Here is a 17,988-nt window from a genome sequence, read left to right on the forward strand (position 1 = left end):
GATGCTAGATCGGGAACGTGACGCCGGTCAGTTCTTCGGAGACGGCCCACAACCGCCGCTGGATGCCGGCGTCGTGCGACTGGGCGCTCGACTGGACCAGCACCGGGTGGCCGACCAGTTGCCGGAAACCCGACGGGCCGTAGTACTCGCCACCGCGCGCGTCGGGGTCGACGGCAGCCCGCAACGTGGCCAGGGCGCCGACCTCGGGGCTGTTGGCGACCAGTCCGCTGATCTGGTGGAAGCCCGGGAGCCCCGAACCGGGGATGTGGCGCATCAATTCGGTGTTGGAGATGCCCGGATGGGCCGCGACCGAGATGGTTTCGGCGTTGGTGGCCACGAGCCGGCGCTGCAGCTCGTAGGCGAACATGAGGTTGGCGAGCTTCGACTGGCCGTAGGCGGCGACGCGGTTGTAGCGGCGCCGCTCCCACTGCAGGTCGGTGAAGTCGATCTTCCCGAGGATGCGGTGGGCGATGCTGCCGAGTGTCACCACCCGCGAGCCCGCGACGGGCAGCAGGTTCTCGATCAGCAGGCCGGTCAGCGCGAAGGCGCCCAGGTGGTTGGTGCCGAACTGCAATTCGAAGCCGTCGGCGGTGGTCTGCTTCGGCGGGTACATGACACCGGCGTTGTTGATCAGCAGATCGATCCGCGGGTAGGCCGCGCGCAGGTCGTCGGCGGCGGCGCGGACCGAGGTCAGTGACCCTAGGTCCAGCTTCTGCACGGTGACATCGGCGTTCGGGGTGCTCGCCCGGAGCCGGGCGGCCGCGTCGTCACCCTTGGCGGTGTCGCGCACGGCCATCACCACGCGCGCGCCCTTGCCCGCCAGCACGCGCGCCGTCTCGTAGCCCAGCCCGGTGTTGGAGCCGGTGACGATCGCCACCCGCCCCGTCTGGTCCGGCACATCGCCCGCAGTCCAGTTAGCCGTCATGCGCGATGACACTACCGAGCGGACTGCCTGAGTTGCGCAGGAGCGGCGGGCGTTTACTGTCGGCAGCATGGCAATCGGCGGGGTTCTCTTCGACATCGATGGTGTCCTGGTGACCTCGTGGCGGCCGATCGCCGGTGCGGCCGAGACGCTGCGGGCGCTGGAAGAGCGCCAGATCGCCCGGTCCTTTCTCACCAACACCACCACCCGCACCCGCCAGCAGATCGCCGAATTGCTCTGTGCCGCAGGGATCGACGTCGCCGCCGACGAAGTGGTCACGGCCGCTGTGCTGACCGCGGACTACGTGCGTGACCGCTACCCGGGCGCCCGATGTTTTCTGGTGAACAACGGCCAGATCGGTGCGGACATGCCCGGCGTCGATCTGGTTTACGCCTCCGATTTCACTGGCCCGCAGCAGCCCGACACACCCGACGTGGTGCTGCTCGGTGGCGCCGGGCCCGAATACACGCATCTGACCCTCAGCTGGGTCTACGACTGGATGGCCCGCGGTGTCCCGGTGGTGGCCATGCACCGCAGCAACGCGTGGACCACCGCCGACGGGTTGCGGGTGGACACCGGGCTCTATCTGGCCGGCCTCGAACAGACCACCGGGTATCAGGGCACCGCCGTCGGCAAGCCCGCGCCCGCCGGGTTCCTGGCTGCGGCCGCCCGTCTCGGCGTCGAGCCCGAAGAGATGTACATGGTCGGCGACGACCTCAACAACGACGTGCTGGCGGCGCAGGTCGTCGGCATGGCCGGCGTGCTGGTGCGCACCGGCAAGTTCCGGCAGGACACGCTGGACCGGTGGGCCGCAGACGAATTCGCGATGCAGCCGAACTACGTGGTGGATTCGGTGGCTGATCTGCCGGAGCTGCTCGGGCTCTAGGCCGTACGACGATCAAGCGGCGAGGTACGAGCCGCGTTGTGGGGGTACCTCTCGCTTGTGGGGGCGAGTGCGGCGAGTGGATTGAGCCGTCAGGCCGTCAGCTCACGTTGCATGTTGCGGATCGCGGAGATGCGGTCCTGCAGCTGCTCGCGCGTCGCGGCGGCCACCGGCGGGCCGGGATGGCGGCGTCGCAGCTCGTTGTGGATCCAGCCGTGCGGCCGTCCGGTGCGGTGGTGGAAAGCGGCCACCAGCAGGTTCAGTTCCTTGCGCAGCTCGCGCAACTGACCGTGCGTGGTCATCGGTGGCGGCGGTGCACCCGTGGCCGCGGCCTTGGCGCTGCGCTTCTGCAGCTGTTCGTCCTGGCGCTTGCTCAGCAGATCACGCATCTGGTTGGGGTCCAGCAGACCCGGGATGCCGAGGTAGTCGGCCTCCTCGTCACTGCCGGCCTCGGTCGCGGTGCCGAACGACGAGCCGTCGAAGATCACCTGGTCCAGCTCGGCGTCCGACCCGAGCATCTCGAAGCCGTTCTCCAGCTCCGACTTCTCGTCTTCCTTCTTCTGCGCCTGCTCGAGGAGGTCGTCGTCGAGCCCGTCGGACACGCGATGCGGCTTGCCCAGCACGTGGTTGCGTTCACGTTCCAGCTCGCTGGCCAACTCCAGCAGGTTCGGCACCGACGGTAGGAAGATGCTGGCCGTCTCGCCCTTGCGCCGCAGCCGCACGAACCGGCCGATGGCCTGCGCGAAGAACAGTGGGGTCGACGCACTGGTGGCGTACACGCCAACCGCGAGCCGCGGCACGTCGACGCCTTCGGACACCATGCGGACCGCGACCAGCCAGCGGCTGGTGCCCTCGGAGAACTGCGAGATGCGAGCCGACGCCGTCGGGTCATCCGACAGGATGACGGTCGCTTCCTCACCCGTGATGGTGTGCAGCAGCTTCGCGTACGCGCGGGCCGTGGTCTGGTCGGTGGCGATGATCATGCCGCCGGCATCCGGGATGTGCTGGCGGAGCTGGCCCAGGCGCTTGTTGGCCGCTGCGATGACCGCGGGCATCCATTCGCCCTCGGGGTTCAGGGCGGTGCGCCAGGCCCGGGCGGTCTGTTCGGCGGTGAGCGGTTCACCCAGTCGGGCCGCGTGCTCCTCGCCGGCGCTGTCGCGCCAGCGGGCCTCACCCGAGTACGCCATGAACACCACCGGGCGGACGACGCCGTCGGCGAGCGCGTCGGAGTAGCCGTAGGTGTGGTCGGCGACCGACTGCTGGTGGCCGCTGCCATCGGGTTCGTAGTTGACGAACGGGATGGGGCTGTCGTCCGACCGGAACGGCGTCCCTGTCAGACACAGGCGGCGCGTCGCGTCGTCGTAGGCCTCGCGAATGGCCTCGCCCCAGCTCTTCGCGTCGCCGCCGTGGTGGACCTCGTCGAAGATCACCAGCGTCTTGTGGTTCTCCGTGCGTACGCGGTGCCTGGTCGGATGGCTGGCGACCTGGGCGTAGGTGACGACGATGCCGTGGTAGTCCGACGACGTCTGCCCGGTCGAGTTGCTGAACTTGGGGTCCAGGGCCATGCCGACGCGCGCCGCGGCTTCTGCCCACTGGGTTTTGAGGTGCTCGGTCGGGACGACGACCACGACCTGGTCGACGGTGCGCTCCGTCAGCAACTCACCGGCGATCCGCAGGGCGAACGTGGTCTTGCCTGCACCCGGCGTCGCGACAGCCAAAAAATCCCGTGGCTTGGCGGTCAGATACCGCACCAAAGCCCGACGCTGCCAGCCCCGCAAAGCCTGGGTGCTGGGCGCTGCGTATGCCCGCACCCGAAGACTCCTCCTTGGTTGAAAGGGCAGTTTAGGGCAACGGGTTCGGGCTGCGCACTTTCGTCGGCGTGTCCTGGGAAGAGTCGGCTCGTCCTACTCGACGAAGAAGTTGTCGTGCTTGATGAACCACTCGCGGCGTTCGTCATCGGTCATGTCGGCGAGCTGGCCGAACCCCTCGAAATACGCCTCTCGCGGAGCACCCGGAGCGAACAGCATCAGGATCGACGCCGGCTCGTCGGCCTCGTTGCGGAATCCGTGGATGCCGCCGGGCGGAACGTACAGGAAGTCGTTGGCGCCGGCCCGCACCCAGTCGGTGCCGTCGTAGAGCGTCATGGTGCCGGAGAGCACGAAGAACGCCTCGGACATCGCGCGGTGGAAATGCGGCCCCGGTCCGCCGCCGTGCGGCGCGATGTCGACGCGATACAGGCCGTAGTCGCCGGCGGTCTTCGTCTGGTTCGCGAGGTAGAGGTACTGGATCAAGCCGTGCGAGTCGTAGTCGGGCGGCTCGTCTCCGCGCCGTAGTGTGGCGCTGACCTCCGGTTGATCAGCGGTGTAGCGGGCCGGGGGGTACGGCGGAACTACCAACGACATGGTCGGCTCCTGGGTGGACGACGAGCAGGGGACACGGCTTCTCGCCAATCACGATAGGGCGGCCGCCCGGTCCGGTGCTCGCGGCAAACTCACAGCTTCTGGACACTCGTTGTTCAGAGTCTGGGCCTACCGTCCGGCCTGTGATAACCAGACGGGCTTTCCTGGCTGCTGGTGCCGCCGCTGCCGGTTCGCTGGCGTTGGCATCGCGGGCGTCCGCCGCCCTGGATCCGGCGGCTGTCGCCGGTCAATATGCGCGCCGGGTGCCGACCCAGTGGGGGATGGCGCTGCCCGGGATCGTCACCTCCTTTCCGGCGAGCGGGCGCCAGATCGCCCTGACGTTCGACGCCTGCCGGGGCGGTGTCGACGAGGCCCTGCTCGACACGCTGCAGCGCAACAACGTGCCGGCCGTGTTGTTCCTGAACTCCCGCTGGATCGACCAGCACCCCGACCGGGCGGCGCAACTGGCGGCGAACCCGCTCTTCGAGATCGGCAACCACGGCACCCGCCACGTGCCGCTGTCGGTGACCGGCCGTGCTGCCTACGGGATCGCCGGCACGCGGTCGGCCGCCGAGGTCGTCGACGAGGTGTGGGGCAACCAGATCAAACTCACGACATTGACCGGCAAGGCGCCCACCTGGTTCCGTCCCGGCACCGCCCACTACGACGACGTGGCCGTGCAGATCGTGCATGACCTCGGGTTGCAGCCGCTCGGCTTCGCTGTCAACGGAGATAGTGGCGCCACGCTGCCTGCCGCGCGGGTGCGCGCGAATGTGGTTGGTGCACAAGCCGGTTCCGTCGTGATATCCCATATGAACCGCCCCGGGTCGGGGACCGCGGGCGGGTATGCGGCGGCGATCACCGACATGAAGGCAGCCGGTTGGGAGTTCGTGCGGCCCGCCTAGCATCGGTGCGGTGGAGAAGTTTGACGAAGACGTGCGGACTGCGCGGCTTCTGGGCGCCCAGGACAAGGCGGCGGAATTGTTCGTCGCCATCGAAGAGCGGGGGCTGATCCGGCCCGGCGCCGGCGAGCGTCAGGTGTCCGACGAGATTCGAGAGCTGGCGGCCGAGCTCCTCGGCGTCACCCGGCACTGGCACAAACGGATCGTGCGCGGCGGCGAGAACACCCTCGCGACGGCCCGCGACAATCCGCCAGACCGTGTCATCGCCGACGATGACATCGTGTTCGTCGACCTGGGGCCCCTCTTCGAGGAGTGGGAAGCAGATTTCGGCCGGACGTTCGTGCTCGGTGACGACCCTCGAAAGTTGGCCTTACGCAACGACTTACCGAAAGTGTGGGAAGCGGCTCGGGCCCACTTCGAGGCGACCGCGGACATCACCGGTGCGCAACTGTTCGAGCACGTCGTCGAGTTGAGTCGAACCGCCGGTTGGGAATTCGGCGGTGCCATCGCCGGACACCTGGTCGGCGAGTTTCCGCACGAGAAAATCCGCGGCCACGAGATCGACTCCTATGTGGCACCTGGCTCGGACCTGCCGATGCGTCGGGTGGATACCCAAGGGCGGCAGTGCCATTGGATTCTGGAAGTGCACCTGATCGCCCCGGGTCGGCAGTTCGGCGGGTTCCAGGAAGAGTTGTTGGACCTGCGGAGGTGATCACGGTGTGGCGCCGATGGCCGGCGCCACACCGTGATCGCTATACCTGGATTCCGCTGCTGCCGGCAGGATTCCCGGAGCCTCCGGTGCCGCTGCCGCCGGCAGCGCCAGGGGCGCCGTCGGCACCGTCGTGGGTGCCGTGACCGCCATTGGCACCGCCCGTACCGCCCGCACCGCCGGCGCCGCCGGCCGGACCGTTGCCACCGGCGCCGGTCGTCGAACCGGTTCCGCCCGCACCACCGTTGCCGCTGGTGCCGCCGACGCCGCCGGCACCACCATTGCCGCCGTTGCCCCACTGGGTCAGGTTGTCGTTGTAACCGTCGCCGCCGGCACCGCCGGAACCGCCAGCGCCGCCGACGCCGCCGTTACCGCCGGCACCGCCGACGTTGTTGCCCGATGTTCCGCCGCTGCCACCGGCACCCGCGAGACCACCGTGGCCACCCACACCGCCGGTGGCACCGGCGTTTCCGTTGATGAACGGAGTGCCGTGCGCGCCGGTCTGGCCCGCCCCGCCGATGCCGCCGTTCCCGCCGGTGCCGCCCGTCCCGCCGGCACCGTCGATGCCGTGCGCTGCAGTGCCACCGGCTCCGCCGCTACCGGCGGCACCACCTGCGCCGCCGGTACCCCCGAAGCCGCCACCGCCGCTGATTCCGGCCGCATTGTTGGAACCGAAGGCCGGGAGCCCGCCGATGCCGCCGGACCCACCGGTCCCGCCGGCGCCGCCGGCCCCGCCCTTGCCGCCGTCACCCGACGTGGTTCCGCCGGCACCGCCGATACCGCCGTTGCCGCCCGCACCGGCGCTGCTACCGGACAAGCCCGTAGCGCCCAGCAAGGGCCCGATGGTTCCGTCGGCGCCATTGCCACCGGTACCGCCGGCACCGCCGGCACCACCGTTGCCGGTCACGCCGCCCGAGCCGCCGGCGCCACCGTCCCCGCCGCGGCCCGCGGTGTCGAGGATGGTGATGGCGTCAAAACCGTTGCCGCCCTTGCCGCCGGCGCCGCCGACACCACCGACGCCGCTGAGGGCCTGGCTGACGCCGCTGCCGTTGAAGCCGCCCGCGCCGGCACTACCTGCCGTCCCGCCGGTACCGCCCTTGCCGCCATTGCTCTGGATCGACGAAATACCGTCCGAACCGGCACCACCGATGCCGCCGTTGCCGGCTGCGCCACCCTTGCCGCCGGCCCCGACGGTGCCGTGGGCGGCCGCGCCGCCCTTGCCGCCGACGCCGCCGTTACCGCCCGCACCCCCGGAACCGCCGGTGTTGCCACCGAGCACGCCCGAGCCGCCGCTGCCGCCGTTGCCTCCGGAGCCTCCGATACCGCCCGTGCCGCCGTTGCCGGAGTTGGTGCCGCCGGCGCCACCGCTGCCGCCCGCGCCGCCGTTGCCGCCGTTGGGGCCGTTCTGGCCAAGTGCGGCAAGGCCATTGGCGCCGTTGCCTCCGGTTCCGCCGATACCGCCGTTGCCGCCGTTGCCGTCGGTGCCACCGCTACCGCCGTTGCCGCCGGCGCCGCCGTTGCCTGCGATGCCGATCGCGGTGATGGTGTCGAAGCCGTTGCCACCCTTGCCGCCGTTGCCGCCGTTGCCGCCAGTTCCGGTGGCGGCCTGGTTGACGCCGCTGCCGTTGAAGCCGCCGGCGCCGGCGCTGCCGGCATTGCCGCCGTCACCACCCTTGCCGCCGTCGGGGATCAGTGACGAACTGCCGTCGGAGCCGTTGCCGCCGTCGCTGCCGTTGCCCGCATTGCCACCCTTGCCGCCGGCCCCGACGGTGCCGTGGGCGGCCGCGCCACCCTTGCCGCCGCCGCCGCCGTTACCGCCGTTACCACCGCTGCCGCCGCCGCCGAGGGCGCCGCCGCCGAGCACACCGGACCCGCCGCTGCCGCCGTTACCGCCGATACCGCCAACACCGCCGATACCGCCGTTGCCGGAGTTGGTGCCGCCGGCGCCACCGCTGCCACCGGCGCCGCCGTTGCCGCCGTTGGGGCCGTTCTGGCCGAGTGCGGCAAGGCCATCGGCGCCGTTACCACCGGTGCCACCGCCGCCGCCGTTGCCGCCGTTGCCGTCGGTGCCACCGCTACCGCCGTTGCCGCCGGCGCCGCCGTTGCCTGCGATGCCGATCGCGGTGATGGTGTCGAAACCGTTGCCGCCCTTGCCGCCGTTGCCACCATGGGCGCTGGCGTTGGCGGTCGCGGCCTGGTGGGCGCCGTTGCCGTCGAAGCCGCCGGCGCCCGCAGTGCCGGCATTGCCGCCGTCACCACCCTTGCCGCCGTCGGGGATCAGTGACGAACTGCCGTCGGAGCCGTTGGCCCCATTGCCGCCGGACCCCGCCGCGCCGCCCTGACCGCCGGCCCCGACGGTGCCGTGGGCGGCCGCGCCGCCCTTGCCGCCGCCGCCACCGATACCACCGTTGCCGCCGTTGCCGCCGCCGCCGAGGGCGCCGCCACCGAGGACACCGGACCCGCCGGAGCCACCGCTGCCGGCACTGCCGCCGGCGCCGCCCGTGCCGCCGTTACCGGAGTTGGTGCCGCCGGCGCCACCGATGCCGCCCGCGCCACCGTTGCCACCGTTGGGGCCGTTCTGGCCAAGTGCGGCAAGGCCATCGGCGCCGTTACCGCCGGTGCCGCCGGTGCCGCCGTTGCCGCCATTGCCGGCAGTGCCACCGGTGCCGCCGTTGCCGCCGGCGCCGCCGTTGCCTGCGATGCCGATCGCGGTGATGGTGTCGAAGCCGTTGCCACCCTTGCCGCCGTTGCCGCCGGCGGCGGTCGTATTGCCGGTCGCGGCCTGCGTCGTCCCGCTGCCGTCGAAGCCGCCGGCGCCCGCCGTGCCGGCATTGCCGCCGTTACCGCCCGTTCCGCCGTCAGGGATCAGTGACGAACTGCCGTCGGAGCCGTTGGCACCATTGCCACCGGCACCGGCAGCGCCACCCTGACCGCCGGCGCCGACACTGCCGATGAACCCGACCTTCTTGCCGCCATTGCCGCCGACACCGCCGACACCACCGTTGCCGCCGTTACCACCGCCGCCGAGGGCTCCGCCGCCGAGGACGCCCGAGCCACCCTTGCCGCCGCTACCGGCGTCGCCGCCGACGCCGCCGACGCCGCCGATGCCGAAGACGTAGCCGCCGTTGCCGCCGTTGCCGCCATTGGCGCCGCTTTGGCCGTTGGCACCGTTCTGGCCCAGTGCGGCAAGACCGTCGGCGCCGTTGGCACCGCTGCCGCCCTTACCGCCATTGCCGCCGTGGCCGATTCCCCCGGCGTTGCCACCGTTACCGCCGGCCGTCGGCGTGAAGATGCCGAAGCCCGAGTAGCCGTCGCCACCCGAGCCGCCGTTGCCGAAACCGCGGGCGTTGCCGCCGGTGCCGCCGTCGACTCCGGGAAGGCCGCTCGAGTAACCCTTACCGCCGTCACCCCACCACAGGCCGCCGTTGCCACCGTTGGGGTTGATCAGGTTGCCGTTGGAGCCGTTGCCGATCAGGTACTGGCCGGCGAGCAGGTTGATCCCGCTGTCGACGACAAAGCCGATGGGGCTGTTGATCCAGGCCTGCACGCCGAAGTGCACGTTCTGATAGATCCAGTTGGCGACCACCACGGTCGGGTCGACGAATGTGGGTAGCGCCAGCGGGCCGACGGCGGCCAGCGGGTTGACCGCAGCCAGTGGGGTGACCGGGTTGACCGCGGCCGTCGGCGTGACGGCGGGCAGCCGGTCAGCTGTGGCCGGCGGAGCGGCGGCCACCGAGGCCGGGTGGGCGGCGGAGTTCAGTTGCACTCGCTTGGCCGCTACGCCGTACTCGGTGTTGCGCCGCACCCAAGCCATCACAGCCCAGACACCGGGCATCTGGTTGGGGGCGGTCGGTGCGTCGGGGACCAGCGTGGTGCCCAGGCCGAGCGCCGACAGCATGCCGGTGATCGGGTTGAACGGCTTGCTCGTCGGGGCGGTCAGCACGGGGACGACCACTGGCGCCGACGGCGCGGACGGGGCCGACTGGCCGCTGGGCGCCGTCGAGGTTGCGGCTGCCTCGCTGCCGGTCGCCGTACCCGGTTGCGTCGCGCTGTGCCCGGCAGTCGAGCCGCCGGTGACCGCGCCGGTGGGAGTCTTTTTGGGGCTGACGGCTGCGGTGGAACTCGCCTTATCCGCTGCGTTGGGCTTCTGGGCGGCCGTTGGCCGGGTGCCGCGCGAACCGCGAGTGGTCGGAGTGCCGGTGGCAGTGTCGCCGGTGGCGGAACCCGGGCCGTCGGCGTTGGTGCCGCCATGCTTGGGCTTGCCACCACGGGCGATGTCGTTCAGGGCTTTCCTGGCGTCGTCCGCGTACTGGCGCATGCGGTCCTGCGCCTGCTGGCGTGGGGTTCGCGGGGTGTCGGTCGTGCTGCCGGAGTTCTGCGTTTCGCCGGACGTGGGCTTGGCCGGAGGCTTGGTCTTGTCCTGGGACTTGGCTTTGCCGTCAGTGGCCTTGGACGTACCGGTGCTGCCGGATTTGGCGCCGCTGTCGCTGGTCGAGCTCTCGGTGTTGACGAGCCTGATGTCCGCGGTCACCGACCGCATCGTCGGCGAGTCCGGACCCAACAGCAGCATCACGCCCGCACTGGCGAACGCCGCACTCGTCAATCCCGCCGCCGCGAGCGGCCCAGCCGCACTCCACCAAGTATTGGTGCCCACTGCCCTGTGCTTTGCCACGATCCTCCTCGCCCCGTGAGGCGCCGGAACCAGGCACCCCCGTCAATAAACGTCGGGGACACTAACAGCATTAGTCGTGCGCTGAGTACTTTTCTGGGAAGTTGCTTTGTGGCGAGGTCTCTGGCTTGGTAACTGGTCGGGATCAGGGAAAACTCCCCGATGTGCCCGTCACCTGCATAGGAGCCGGTCAGTGCGGATCGTGAGTGACGGAGTGAACGGTGGCTGCCGTGCCCGTGACCTGGTGTGGAGGTGGTCGGCTGGGTGACGTGGTGCAGAATTTAGAACACGTTCATTTTCGCCTTATTGCGATGGTGGCAATGTTTGCCAGTCCTGGGCGGAGTACCGCGTTCGCAGCGGCCCTGTCGGTTGTGCAAGCCCCTTGTCGCACAACCAACAGGGCATCGCCCGGTTATACCGGGAACGTCACTCCGGTCAGTTCTTCGGAGACCGCCCAAAGTCGCTGTTGCAACGCGGTGTCGTGCGACTGGTCGCTCGAGCCCACGACCTTCGGGTGGCCGGTCTGCTGGAACAGTCCGTCCGGCCCGTAGTACTGGCCGCCGTATGCGGCCGGGTCGGTCGCGGCGCGCAGGGTGGGTAGGGCGCCCATGGCGGCACTCTGGAACAGCCGCTCGACGATGGGTGTCACGATGGCGGGCGGCAACGCCACGTGCCGCGCCAATTCGGTGCTCGAGCCGCCCGGGTGCGCGGCGAGGGCGACGGTCTCCGCGCCGGTCAGCCGGCGCTGCAGTTCGTAGGTGAAGAGCAGGTTGGCGAGCTTGGACTGGCCGTAGGCCGCGACCCGGTTGTAGCGGCGTTCCCATTGCAGATCATCGAAGTGGATGGCGGCGCGAATCCGGTGGCCCAGGCTGCTGACCGTGACGACGCGGGAGCCGGGCACCGTCAGCAGCTGGTCCAGCAGCAGGCCGGTGAACGCGAAGTGTCCGAGGTGGTTGGTGCCGAACTGCATCTCGAAGCCGTCGACGGTGGTCTGCTTCGGCGTCCACATGACGCCGGCGTTGTTGATCAGCAGGTCGACGGCCGGGTATTCCGACTTCAGCTGTTCGGCGGCTTCCCGGACCGACTGCAGTGAGGTGAGGTCGAGTTCCTGAAGGGCGACGTCGGCGTCGGGTGTCGCCTGCCGGATCCGGTCGACGGCGTCCTTACCTTTGTCGAGGTTGCGGACCGCGAGCACGACGTGTGCGTTCTTCGCGGCGAGCGCCGCGGCGGTCTCATAGCCGAGCCCGGTGTTGGCACCGGTGATGACGGCGGTGCGCCCGGTCTGGTCGGGGATGCTGGCGGTTGTCCACTTGGTCATGACGGTTCCTCGGTAGCCTGGCCTCATCCGGGGCGAGCGCCCCGGATGTTCACATATCCGGAACGGTGGCCCCGTTTAATTTGTTCCCGGGAGCACGATGATCTGCAAACCGAAGCGGCCGCTGCGCGCCGACGCGGCCCGGAACCGGGCTCGTGTGCTGGAGGTCGCCTATCAGACGTTCGCCGACGAGGGGCTCTCGGTGCCCATCGACGAGATCGCCCGACGGGCCGGCGTCGGCGCCGGCACCGTCTACCGTCATTTCCCGACCAAAGACGATCTCTATCGTGCGGTGATCGAGGACCGGTTGCAGTCGGTCACCGATGCCGGCCGGGCGTGTTTGGCGTCGGACGCCCCGGGTGACGCGCTGTTCGACTTCTTGCGGTCCCTGGTCCAGTGGGGGGAGACCGACCAGGGTCTGGTCGACGCGCTCGCCGGCCTGGGGATCGACGTCCACACCTTGGTGCCCGACGTCGAGGACGAATTCCTGGCCCTGCTCGGCGAGTTGTTGTCGGCGGCCCAGCGCGCCGGCGCCGTGCGCTCGGACGTCTCGGTGCCCGAGATCAAGACGCTGCTGGTCGCGGCGCAGGCCGCGCAGCGCTACAACCCCGACGCCGCCGACCGGGTGGTCGAGCTGATGATGGATGGTCTGCGACCGCGTCGGGAGTAGCGTCGGCCGCATGAAGTTCGGAATCGCCACCTTCGTCGACGACGACACCATCGACCCGGTGACATTGGCGCGGGCGATCGAGGACCGGGGCTTCGCGTCGCTCATCGTCGCCGAGCACAGTCACATCCCGGCGAGCCGGGAATCGGCGTATCCGAACGGCGGTGACCTGCCGCCCTGGTACTACAACACCCTCGACCCCTTCGTCACGCTCGCCGCTGCCGCCGCGGTGACGTCCACGATCGAATTGTTCACCGGCGTCGCCCTGCTGATCCAGCGCGACCCGATCCACACCGCCAAGGAGGCGGCGAGCATCGATCTCATCTCGGGCGGTCGGTTCACCTTCGGCGTCGGCGCCGGCTGGAACCTCGAGGAGATGCGCGACCACGGCACCGATCCGAAGACGCGGGGCGCCCGGTTGGACGAGAGCATCGAGGCCATCAAGGAGCTGTGGACGGAGGAACCCGCCGAATATCACGGGAAGTTCGTCAACTTCGATTCGTCGTATTGCCGCCCCAAGCCGGTGCAAAAACCCCACCCGCCGATCTATATCGGCGGGAATTCGGATGCCACCGTCAAACGGGTCGTTCGGCACGGCGCCGGCTGGATCTCCAACCCGCTGCCCCGGGACGTGCTGGCCAAACGCATCGGGCAGATGCGCGAGGCCGCCGGCCACGACGTTCCGCTGGCCATGTTCGGCGCACCGATGAAGGCCGACTACTGGCAGGCCGCCGAAGGCCTCGGTTACGGGCAGCTCGGATTGTTCCTGCCCTCGGTGGGTAGGGACGAGTCGCTGCGACTGCTCGATGAATACGTGACGCAGGTGGCGCACTACCGGTCGGGGTCCTGACTCAGCGGCTACCCGCCATTGCCCGGGTGCTTGCGCGGATGGCGAACAACCTTGCACTCGCCCTACCTGAGTGCTAAAAAGACGTTGGCACTCTCGATAGGTGAGTGCTAGGTCGGGACAGTGAGGCCGGGGCCGCATCTGCGAGCACAGCCCAGGCCGTCCGTCGCGGGCGCTGCGCCTGACCAAAGACGTGCAATTCCCAACCGGAGGAATTACTTCGCAATGGCCAAGACAATTGCGTATGACGAAGAGGCCCGTCGCGGCCTCGAGCGTGGGCTCAACGCCCTCGCCGACGCGGTAAAGGTGACGCTGGGCCCCAAGGGTCGCAACGTCGTCCTGGAGAAGAAGTGGGGCGCCCCCACGATCACCAACGATGGTGTGTCCATCGCCAAGGAGATCGAGCTGGAGGACCCGTACGAGAAGATCGGCGCTGAGCTGGTCAAGGAAGTCGCCAAGAAGACCGACGACGTCGCCGGCGACGGCACCACCACCGCCACCGTCCTGGCTCAGGCACTGGTTCGCGAAGGTCTGCGCAACGTCGCGGCCGGCGCCAACCCGCTCGGCCTGAAGCGCGGCATCGAGAAGGCCGTGGAAGCAGTCACGGCCAGTCTCCTCAAGTCCGCCAAGGAGATCGACACCAAGGAGCAGATCGCTGCCACCGCCGGTATCTCGGCCGGTGACCAGTCCATCGGTGACCTGATCGCCGAGGCCATGGACAAGGTCGGCAACGAGGGTGTCATCACCGTCGAGGAGTCCAACACCTTCGGCCTGCAGCTGGAGCTCACCGAGGGCATGCGCTTCGACAAGGGCTACATCTCGGGCTACTTCGTGACCGACGCCGAGCGTCAGGAAGCGGTCCTCGAGGACCCGTACATCCTGCTCGTCTCGTCGAAGATCTCGACCGTCAAGGACCTGCTGCCGCTGCTGGAGAAGGTCATCCAGTCGGGCAAGCCGCTGCTGATCATCGCCGAGGACGTCGAGGGCGAAGCCCTGTCGACCCTGGTGGTCAACAAGATCCGCGGCACCTTCAAGTCCATCGCCGTCAAGGCCCCGGGCTTCGGTGACCGCCGCAAGGCGATGCTGCAGGACATGGCGATCCTCACCGGTGGCCAGGTCATCAGCGAAGAGGTCGGCCTCTCGCTCGACACCGCCGACATCACGCTGCTGGGCACCGCCCGCAAGGTCGTCGTCACCAAGGACGAGACCACCATCGTCGAGGGCGCCGGTGACTCCGATGCCATCGCCGGCCGGGTGGCCCAGATCCGCAGCGAGATCGAGAACAGCGACTCCGACTACGACCGCGAGAAGCTGCAGGAGCGCCTGGCCAAGCTGGCCGGTGGCGTCGCGGTCATCAAGGCCGGAGCTGCCACCGAGGTGGAGCTCAAGGAGCGCAAGCACCGCATCGAGGACGCCGTTCGCAACGCGAAGGCCGCCGTCGAAGAGGGCATCGTCGCCGGTGGTGGCGTGGCTCTGCTGCAGTCGGCTCCGGCGCTCGACGAGCTCAAGCTCGAGGGTGACGAGGCCACCGGTGCCAACATCGTGCGTGTCGCGCTGTCGGCTCCGCTGAAGCAGATCGCCTTCAACGGTGGTCTGGAGCCGGGCGTCGTCGCCGAGAAGGTGTCGAACCTGCCCGCCGGTCACGGCCTGAACGCCGCGACCAACGTGTACGAGGACCTGCTGGCCGCCGGCGTTGCCGACCCGGTCAAGGTCACCCGCTCGGCGCTGCAGAACGCGGCGTCCATCGCGGCGCTGTTCCTCACCACCGAGGCCGTCGTCGCCGACAAGCCGGAGAAGGCCGCGGCTCCCGCCGGCGACCCGACCGGTGGCATGGGCGGTATGGACTTCTAAGTCCAGTTCTATTACGGGAAAGCCCCGGCTCGCTCGGCGAGTCGGGGCTTTTTCATGTCACTGCTCGATGGGCACACAATCGTGCAGGCAGCCACTCGCCGCCGCCGGGGTGTCCGGCCGGGCCTGCCGGTGCAGGATCGCGCGGCTCGGAAAGACCTGCAGCCGGGTGTCTTTCACTTCGGCGCGACCGTCGATCAGCAGCGTGTAACCGTCGGCTTCGCGCGGCGGGTAGACGAGGGTGACGTCGCTGTGATGCTTGAGATTTTCGCTGGTGCGGTTTCCGATGGCGGCGATGTCGAAGACCCCGTCGGCAAGAGTGGGCTGGACGGTGACGACGTGTGCGCGGTGGTCGTCGGTCACCGTCACGAGATAGGCGAAGGTGAAGTCGTCCAAGGCGCCGGACAGCTGATCGAGATCAACGTGTGCGCTCATTCCGTCAGGATAGGCGCCGGCGTCGGTGCTGGTAATCGGCGACAGAGGGCCACCTGAAGTAGTGATACCGTCGGGTCGCCGGTGTAAGTCGGCACGGGGATGAGGGGGATGTTCAATTGGTGACGGTTCTTGACGGTGGATTCACCTCGTGACGCAGCCGCCGCAGTCGCCTTTCGGCGGTCCCAATCCGGTTGACGGGCCGGCGCCGCAGCATCCCGGTTACGGGCAACCGCCGCCCCCGCCGCAATGGGGCGGTCCGGCGCCGATGGGAGCGCCGCCGCAGACCCCGCCGCAAGGGGCTTGGCCGGCCGCGCCCCAGCAGCAGTTCCAACACTTTCCGCAGCCCGGATATGCGCCGGCGCCGAAGCCGCCCAAGAACAGGAAGGCGCTGTTCATCACCGGCGGAGCCACGCTTGCGGTGCTCTTGGTGGTGGCCGTCGTCGTGGCGATCGTGTCATTCTCCGGCGGCGGATCGAGCGGTCCCGGTGGTGGTGGCGCCAGTTCGGCAGAGGGCGCGGTCAAGGGCTACCTGGAAGCGCTGTCGAAGGGAGATGCGGGCGCCGCGTTGGCATTCGGCACCGATCAGCCGGCCTCAAAAGACTTCCTGACCGACGATGTGCTCAAGCAGCAGACGGCGAAGTGGCCCATCACCAACATCCGGATCCTGAGCGCCAACGAAACCGGCCCCATGGCGCAGGTGCACGTGTCCGTCAACTTCGGTGACCAGACCGCCGATCAGACGTTGCTGGTGAAAAAGGACGACAGCGGCTGGAAACTCCCCACTGCCAGCGTCAAGCTGAATCTGGGTGCGACCGGTGGCATCCAGATCAACAACCCGGTCACCGGTAAGCCGCTCCCGGCCGCGCCGCTCACGCTGTTCGGCAAGCCGGCGCCGAGCAATGCGGCGGTGTACGTCTTTCCGGGGTGGCTCGATCTGGGCTCGGCGAGCAAATACCTGACGGTGTCGACGGCGCGGCCGGTGCTGCTCGACGGCTTGGTCGCCTCCGGTGTCGGCCTGACTGTCGGTGCCCAGATGCAGCTCAGCGAGGCTGGTTCGGCGGCGGCGAAGCAGGCTGTGGCCACCGCGGTCGCCGAATGCGCCAAGTCCACGTCACTGGCGCCGCCGGGCTGCCCGAACGCCATGCCGAACCCGACGCTGGTCGACGGCACGGTGCACTGGGAACCGCCGGCCGACCTCAGTCAGGTCAACTACACGTTCACGGCATTCGATCTGTCGGTGCGCACCATGGGGACCTCGCAGTGGACCATCACCGCGACGAGCACCAGCGGCGCGACGGTGCAGGGCAAGCAGTTCGTCCCGCTGATGGGGCAGATCGACATGACACAGGAACCGTTGACAGTGAAGTGGTTTGGCCGATGAGCGCCCCGACGAACACGATGCAACAGCAGCCGACGCGGGATGAACTCGACCGCGCCCGTGCGGTGGTACACGCGGTGTCCGGAGCCTTCGCGGCCAAGGTGGTGGGCCAGACCGGACTGCAGCAGAGTCTGTTGATCGGAATGTTCACCGGCGGGCACGTGTTGCTGGAAAGCGTTCCGGGACTTGCCAAGACGACGGCTGCCCGGGCGGTGGCCGATGCGGTGCAGGCCAAATTCCGGCGCATCCAGTGCACCCCCGACCTGTTGCCGAGCGACATCATCGGGACCCAGATCTTCGACGCGTCCAAGGGCGTCTTCCACACCCAGCTGGGACCGGTGCACGCCAACATCGTGCTGCTGGACGAGATCAACCGGTCGAGTGCGAAAACCCAGAGCGCCATGCTGGAGGCGATGGAGGAACGCCAGACCAGCATCGCCGGCGACGTCTACAAGATTCCCGAGCCGTTCCTGGTGCTCGCGACGCAGAACCCGGTTGATCAGGAGGGCACCTATCCGCTGCCCGAAGCGCAGATGGACCGGTTCATGTTCAAGGAGATCCTGACCTATCCGAACCCTCGGGAAGAGGCGGAAATGGTCTTCCGGATCGACGCCGGTGTCTACGCCGACCACCGGACCGCTCCGGTGGCGTCGCTCGATGACATCCTCTACATCCGGGACGTGGTGCGACGGGTCTACCTCGACCCGGCGATCGTCAACTACATCACCCAGATCGTCGCGGTGACCCGGACGCCGCAGCAGTACCTTCCGGCGAATCTGGCTCGGCTCATCGAGTACGGCGCCAGTCCCCGCGCCACCATCGCCTTCTGCAAGGCGGCGCGGGCGTTGGCGCTGCTTTCCGGTCGCAATCACGTGCTGCCCGACGACGTGAAAGCGCTGGCGCACCGGGTGCTGCGGCACCGGCTGATTCTCGGCTTCGAGGCGGTGGCCCAGAACGTCACACCGGAAGTGTTGATAGACAACGTCATTCAGGCAGTCCGAACTCCTTAGCCGC

At 69.1% G+C, this 17,988-nt stretch carries 14 protein-coding genes; 8 read left to right on the top strand and 6 right to left on the bottom strand.

Annotated features, from left to right (window positions below; translation table 11 throughout):
* Positions 1 to 4: 4 nt before the first annotated feature.
* A complete protein-coding gene (locus tag AC3WTE_RS29785; protein WP_492443052.1) occupies positions 5 to 925 on the bottom strand; it encodes an SDR family NAD(P)-dependent oxidoreductase in 921 nt (306 codons plus the stop codon).
* A gap of 67 nt (positions 926 to 992) precedes the next feature.
* Here AC3WTE_RS29785 and AC3WTE_RS29790 point away from each other — a divergent pair, with 67 nt between their 5' ends.
* Positions 993 to 1,808: an HAD-IIA family hydrolase gene (locus AC3WTE_RS29790; protein ID WP_492443053.1), complete on the top strand. Its 816-nt coding sequence runs from the start codon at positions 993 to 995 to the stop codon at positions 1,806 to 1,808.
* Positions 1,809 to 1,897: 89 nt separating this feature from the next.
* Here AC3WTE_RS29790 and AC3WTE_RS29795 read toward each other — a convergent pair whose 3' ends face one another.
* Positions 1,898 to 3,616: a DEAD/DEAH box helicase gene (locus tag AC3WTE_RS29795; protein WP_492443054.1), complete on the bottom strand. Its 1,719-nt coding sequence runs from the start codon at positions 3,614 to 3,616 to the stop codon at positions 1,898 to 1,900.
* 93 nt (positions 3,617 to 3,709) lie between these two features.
* Entirely contained in the window at positions 3,710 to 4,207 is a 498-nt protein-coding gene (locus AC3WTE_RS29800; RefSeq protein WP_492443055.1) for a cupin domain-containing protein, read from the bottom strand.
* A 140-nt stretch (positions 4,208 to 4,347) separates the two neighbouring features.
* On the opposite strand from AC3WTE_RS29800, the gene AC3WTE_RS29805 reads away from it, so the two are divergent.
* Positions 4,348 to 5,109 carry a polysaccharide deacetylase family protein gene (locus AC3WTE_RS29805; protein ID WP_492443056.1) on the top strand — a complete coding sequence of 254 codons (762 nt, stop codon included), beginning with the start codon at positions 4,348 to 4,350 and terminating at the stop codon, positions 5,107 to 5,109.
* Between the two features lie 10 nt (positions 5,110 to 5,119).
* Positions 5,120 to 5,818 (top strand): M24 family metallopeptidase, encoded by a 699-nt coding sequence (locus AC3WTE_RS29810; protein WP_492443057.1) that lies wholly within the window; start codon positions 5,120 to 5,122, stop codon positions 5,816 to 5,818.
* A gap of 40 nt (positions 5,819 to 5,858) precedes the next feature.
* Here AC3WTE_RS29810 and AC3WTE_RS29815 read toward each other — a convergent pair whose 3' ends face one another.
* On the bottom strand, positions 5,859 to 10,487 hold the full coding sequence (locus AC3WTE_RS29815) for a PGRS repeat-containing protein (RefSeq protein WP_492443058.1): 4,629 nt from the start codon (positions 10,485 to 10,487) through the stop codon (positions 5,859 to 5,861).
* 409 nt (positions 10,488 to 10,896) lie between these two features.
* Positions 10,897 to 11,802: an SDR family NAD(P)-dependent oxidoreductase gene (locus AC3WTE_RS29820; protein WP_492443059.1), complete on the bottom strand. Its 906-nt coding sequence runs from the start codon at positions 11,800 to 11,802 to the stop codon at positions 10,897 to 10,899.
* A 100-nt stretch (positions 11,803 to 11,902) separates the two neighbouring features.
* Between AC3WTE_RS29820 and AC3WTE_RS29825 the strand changes: the two genes are divergently transcribed.
* The 3 genes from AC3WTE_RS29825 (at position 11,903) to groL (ending at position 15,164) form a co-directional block, all read left to right on the top strand.
* Positions 11,903 to 12,469 (top strand): TetR/AcrR family transcriptional regulator, encoded by a 567-nt coding sequence (locus tag AC3WTE_RS29825; RefSeq protein WP_492443077.1) that lies wholly within the window; start codon positions 11,903 to 11,905, stop codon positions 12,467 to 12,469.
* A 10-nt stretch (positions 12,470 to 12,479) separates the two neighbouring features.
* Positions 12,480 to 13,316 carry an LLM class F420-dependent oxidoreductase gene (locus tag AC3WTE_RS29830; RefSeq protein WP_492443060.1) on the top strand — a complete coding sequence of 279 codons (837 nt, stop codon included), beginning with the start codon at positions 12,480 to 12,482 and terminating at the stop codon, positions 13,314 to 13,316.
* Positions 13,317 to 13,538: 222 nt separating this feature from the next.
* Positions 13,539 to 15,164 carry a chaperonin GroEL gene (gene groL / locus AC3WTE_RS29835; protein WP_492443061.1) on the top strand — a complete coding sequence of 542 codons (1,626 nt, stop codon included), beginning with the start codon at positions 13,539 to 13,541 and terminating at the stop codon, positions 15,162 to 15,164.
* A 57-nt stretch (positions 15,165 to 15,221) separates the two neighbouring features.
* Here the strand turns inward: groL and AC3WTE_RS29840 are convergent, their stop codons facing one another.
* Positions 15,222 to 15,596 (bottom strand): pyridoxamine 5'-phosphate oxidase family protein, encoded by a 375-nt coding sequence (locus AC3WTE_RS29840; RefSeq protein WP_492443062.1) that lies wholly within the window; start codon positions 15,594 to 15,596, stop codon positions 15,222 to 15,224.
* A gap of 148 nt (positions 15,597 to 15,744) precedes the next feature.
* Here AC3WTE_RS29840 and AC3WTE_RS29845 point away from each other — a divergent pair, with 148 nt between their 5' ends.
* Entirely contained in the window at positions 15,745 to 16,977 is a 1,233-nt protein-coding gene (locus AC3WTE_RS29845) for a hypothetical protein (RefSeq protein WP_492443063.1), read from the top strand.
* A complete protein-coding gene (locus AC3WTE_RS29850) occupies positions 16,974 to 17,984 on the top strand; it encodes an AAA family ATPase (protein WP_459366886.1) in 1,011 nt (336 codons plus the stop codon). The genes AC3WTE_RS29845 and AC3WTE_RS29850 overlap by 4 nt, the downstream gene beginning before the upstream one ends.
* The last annotated feature ends 4 nt before the right edge of the window (positions 17,985 to 17,988 follow it).

The sequence above is a fragment of the Mycobacterium sp. FW102-FHT13B02 genome, assembly GCF_058790275.1.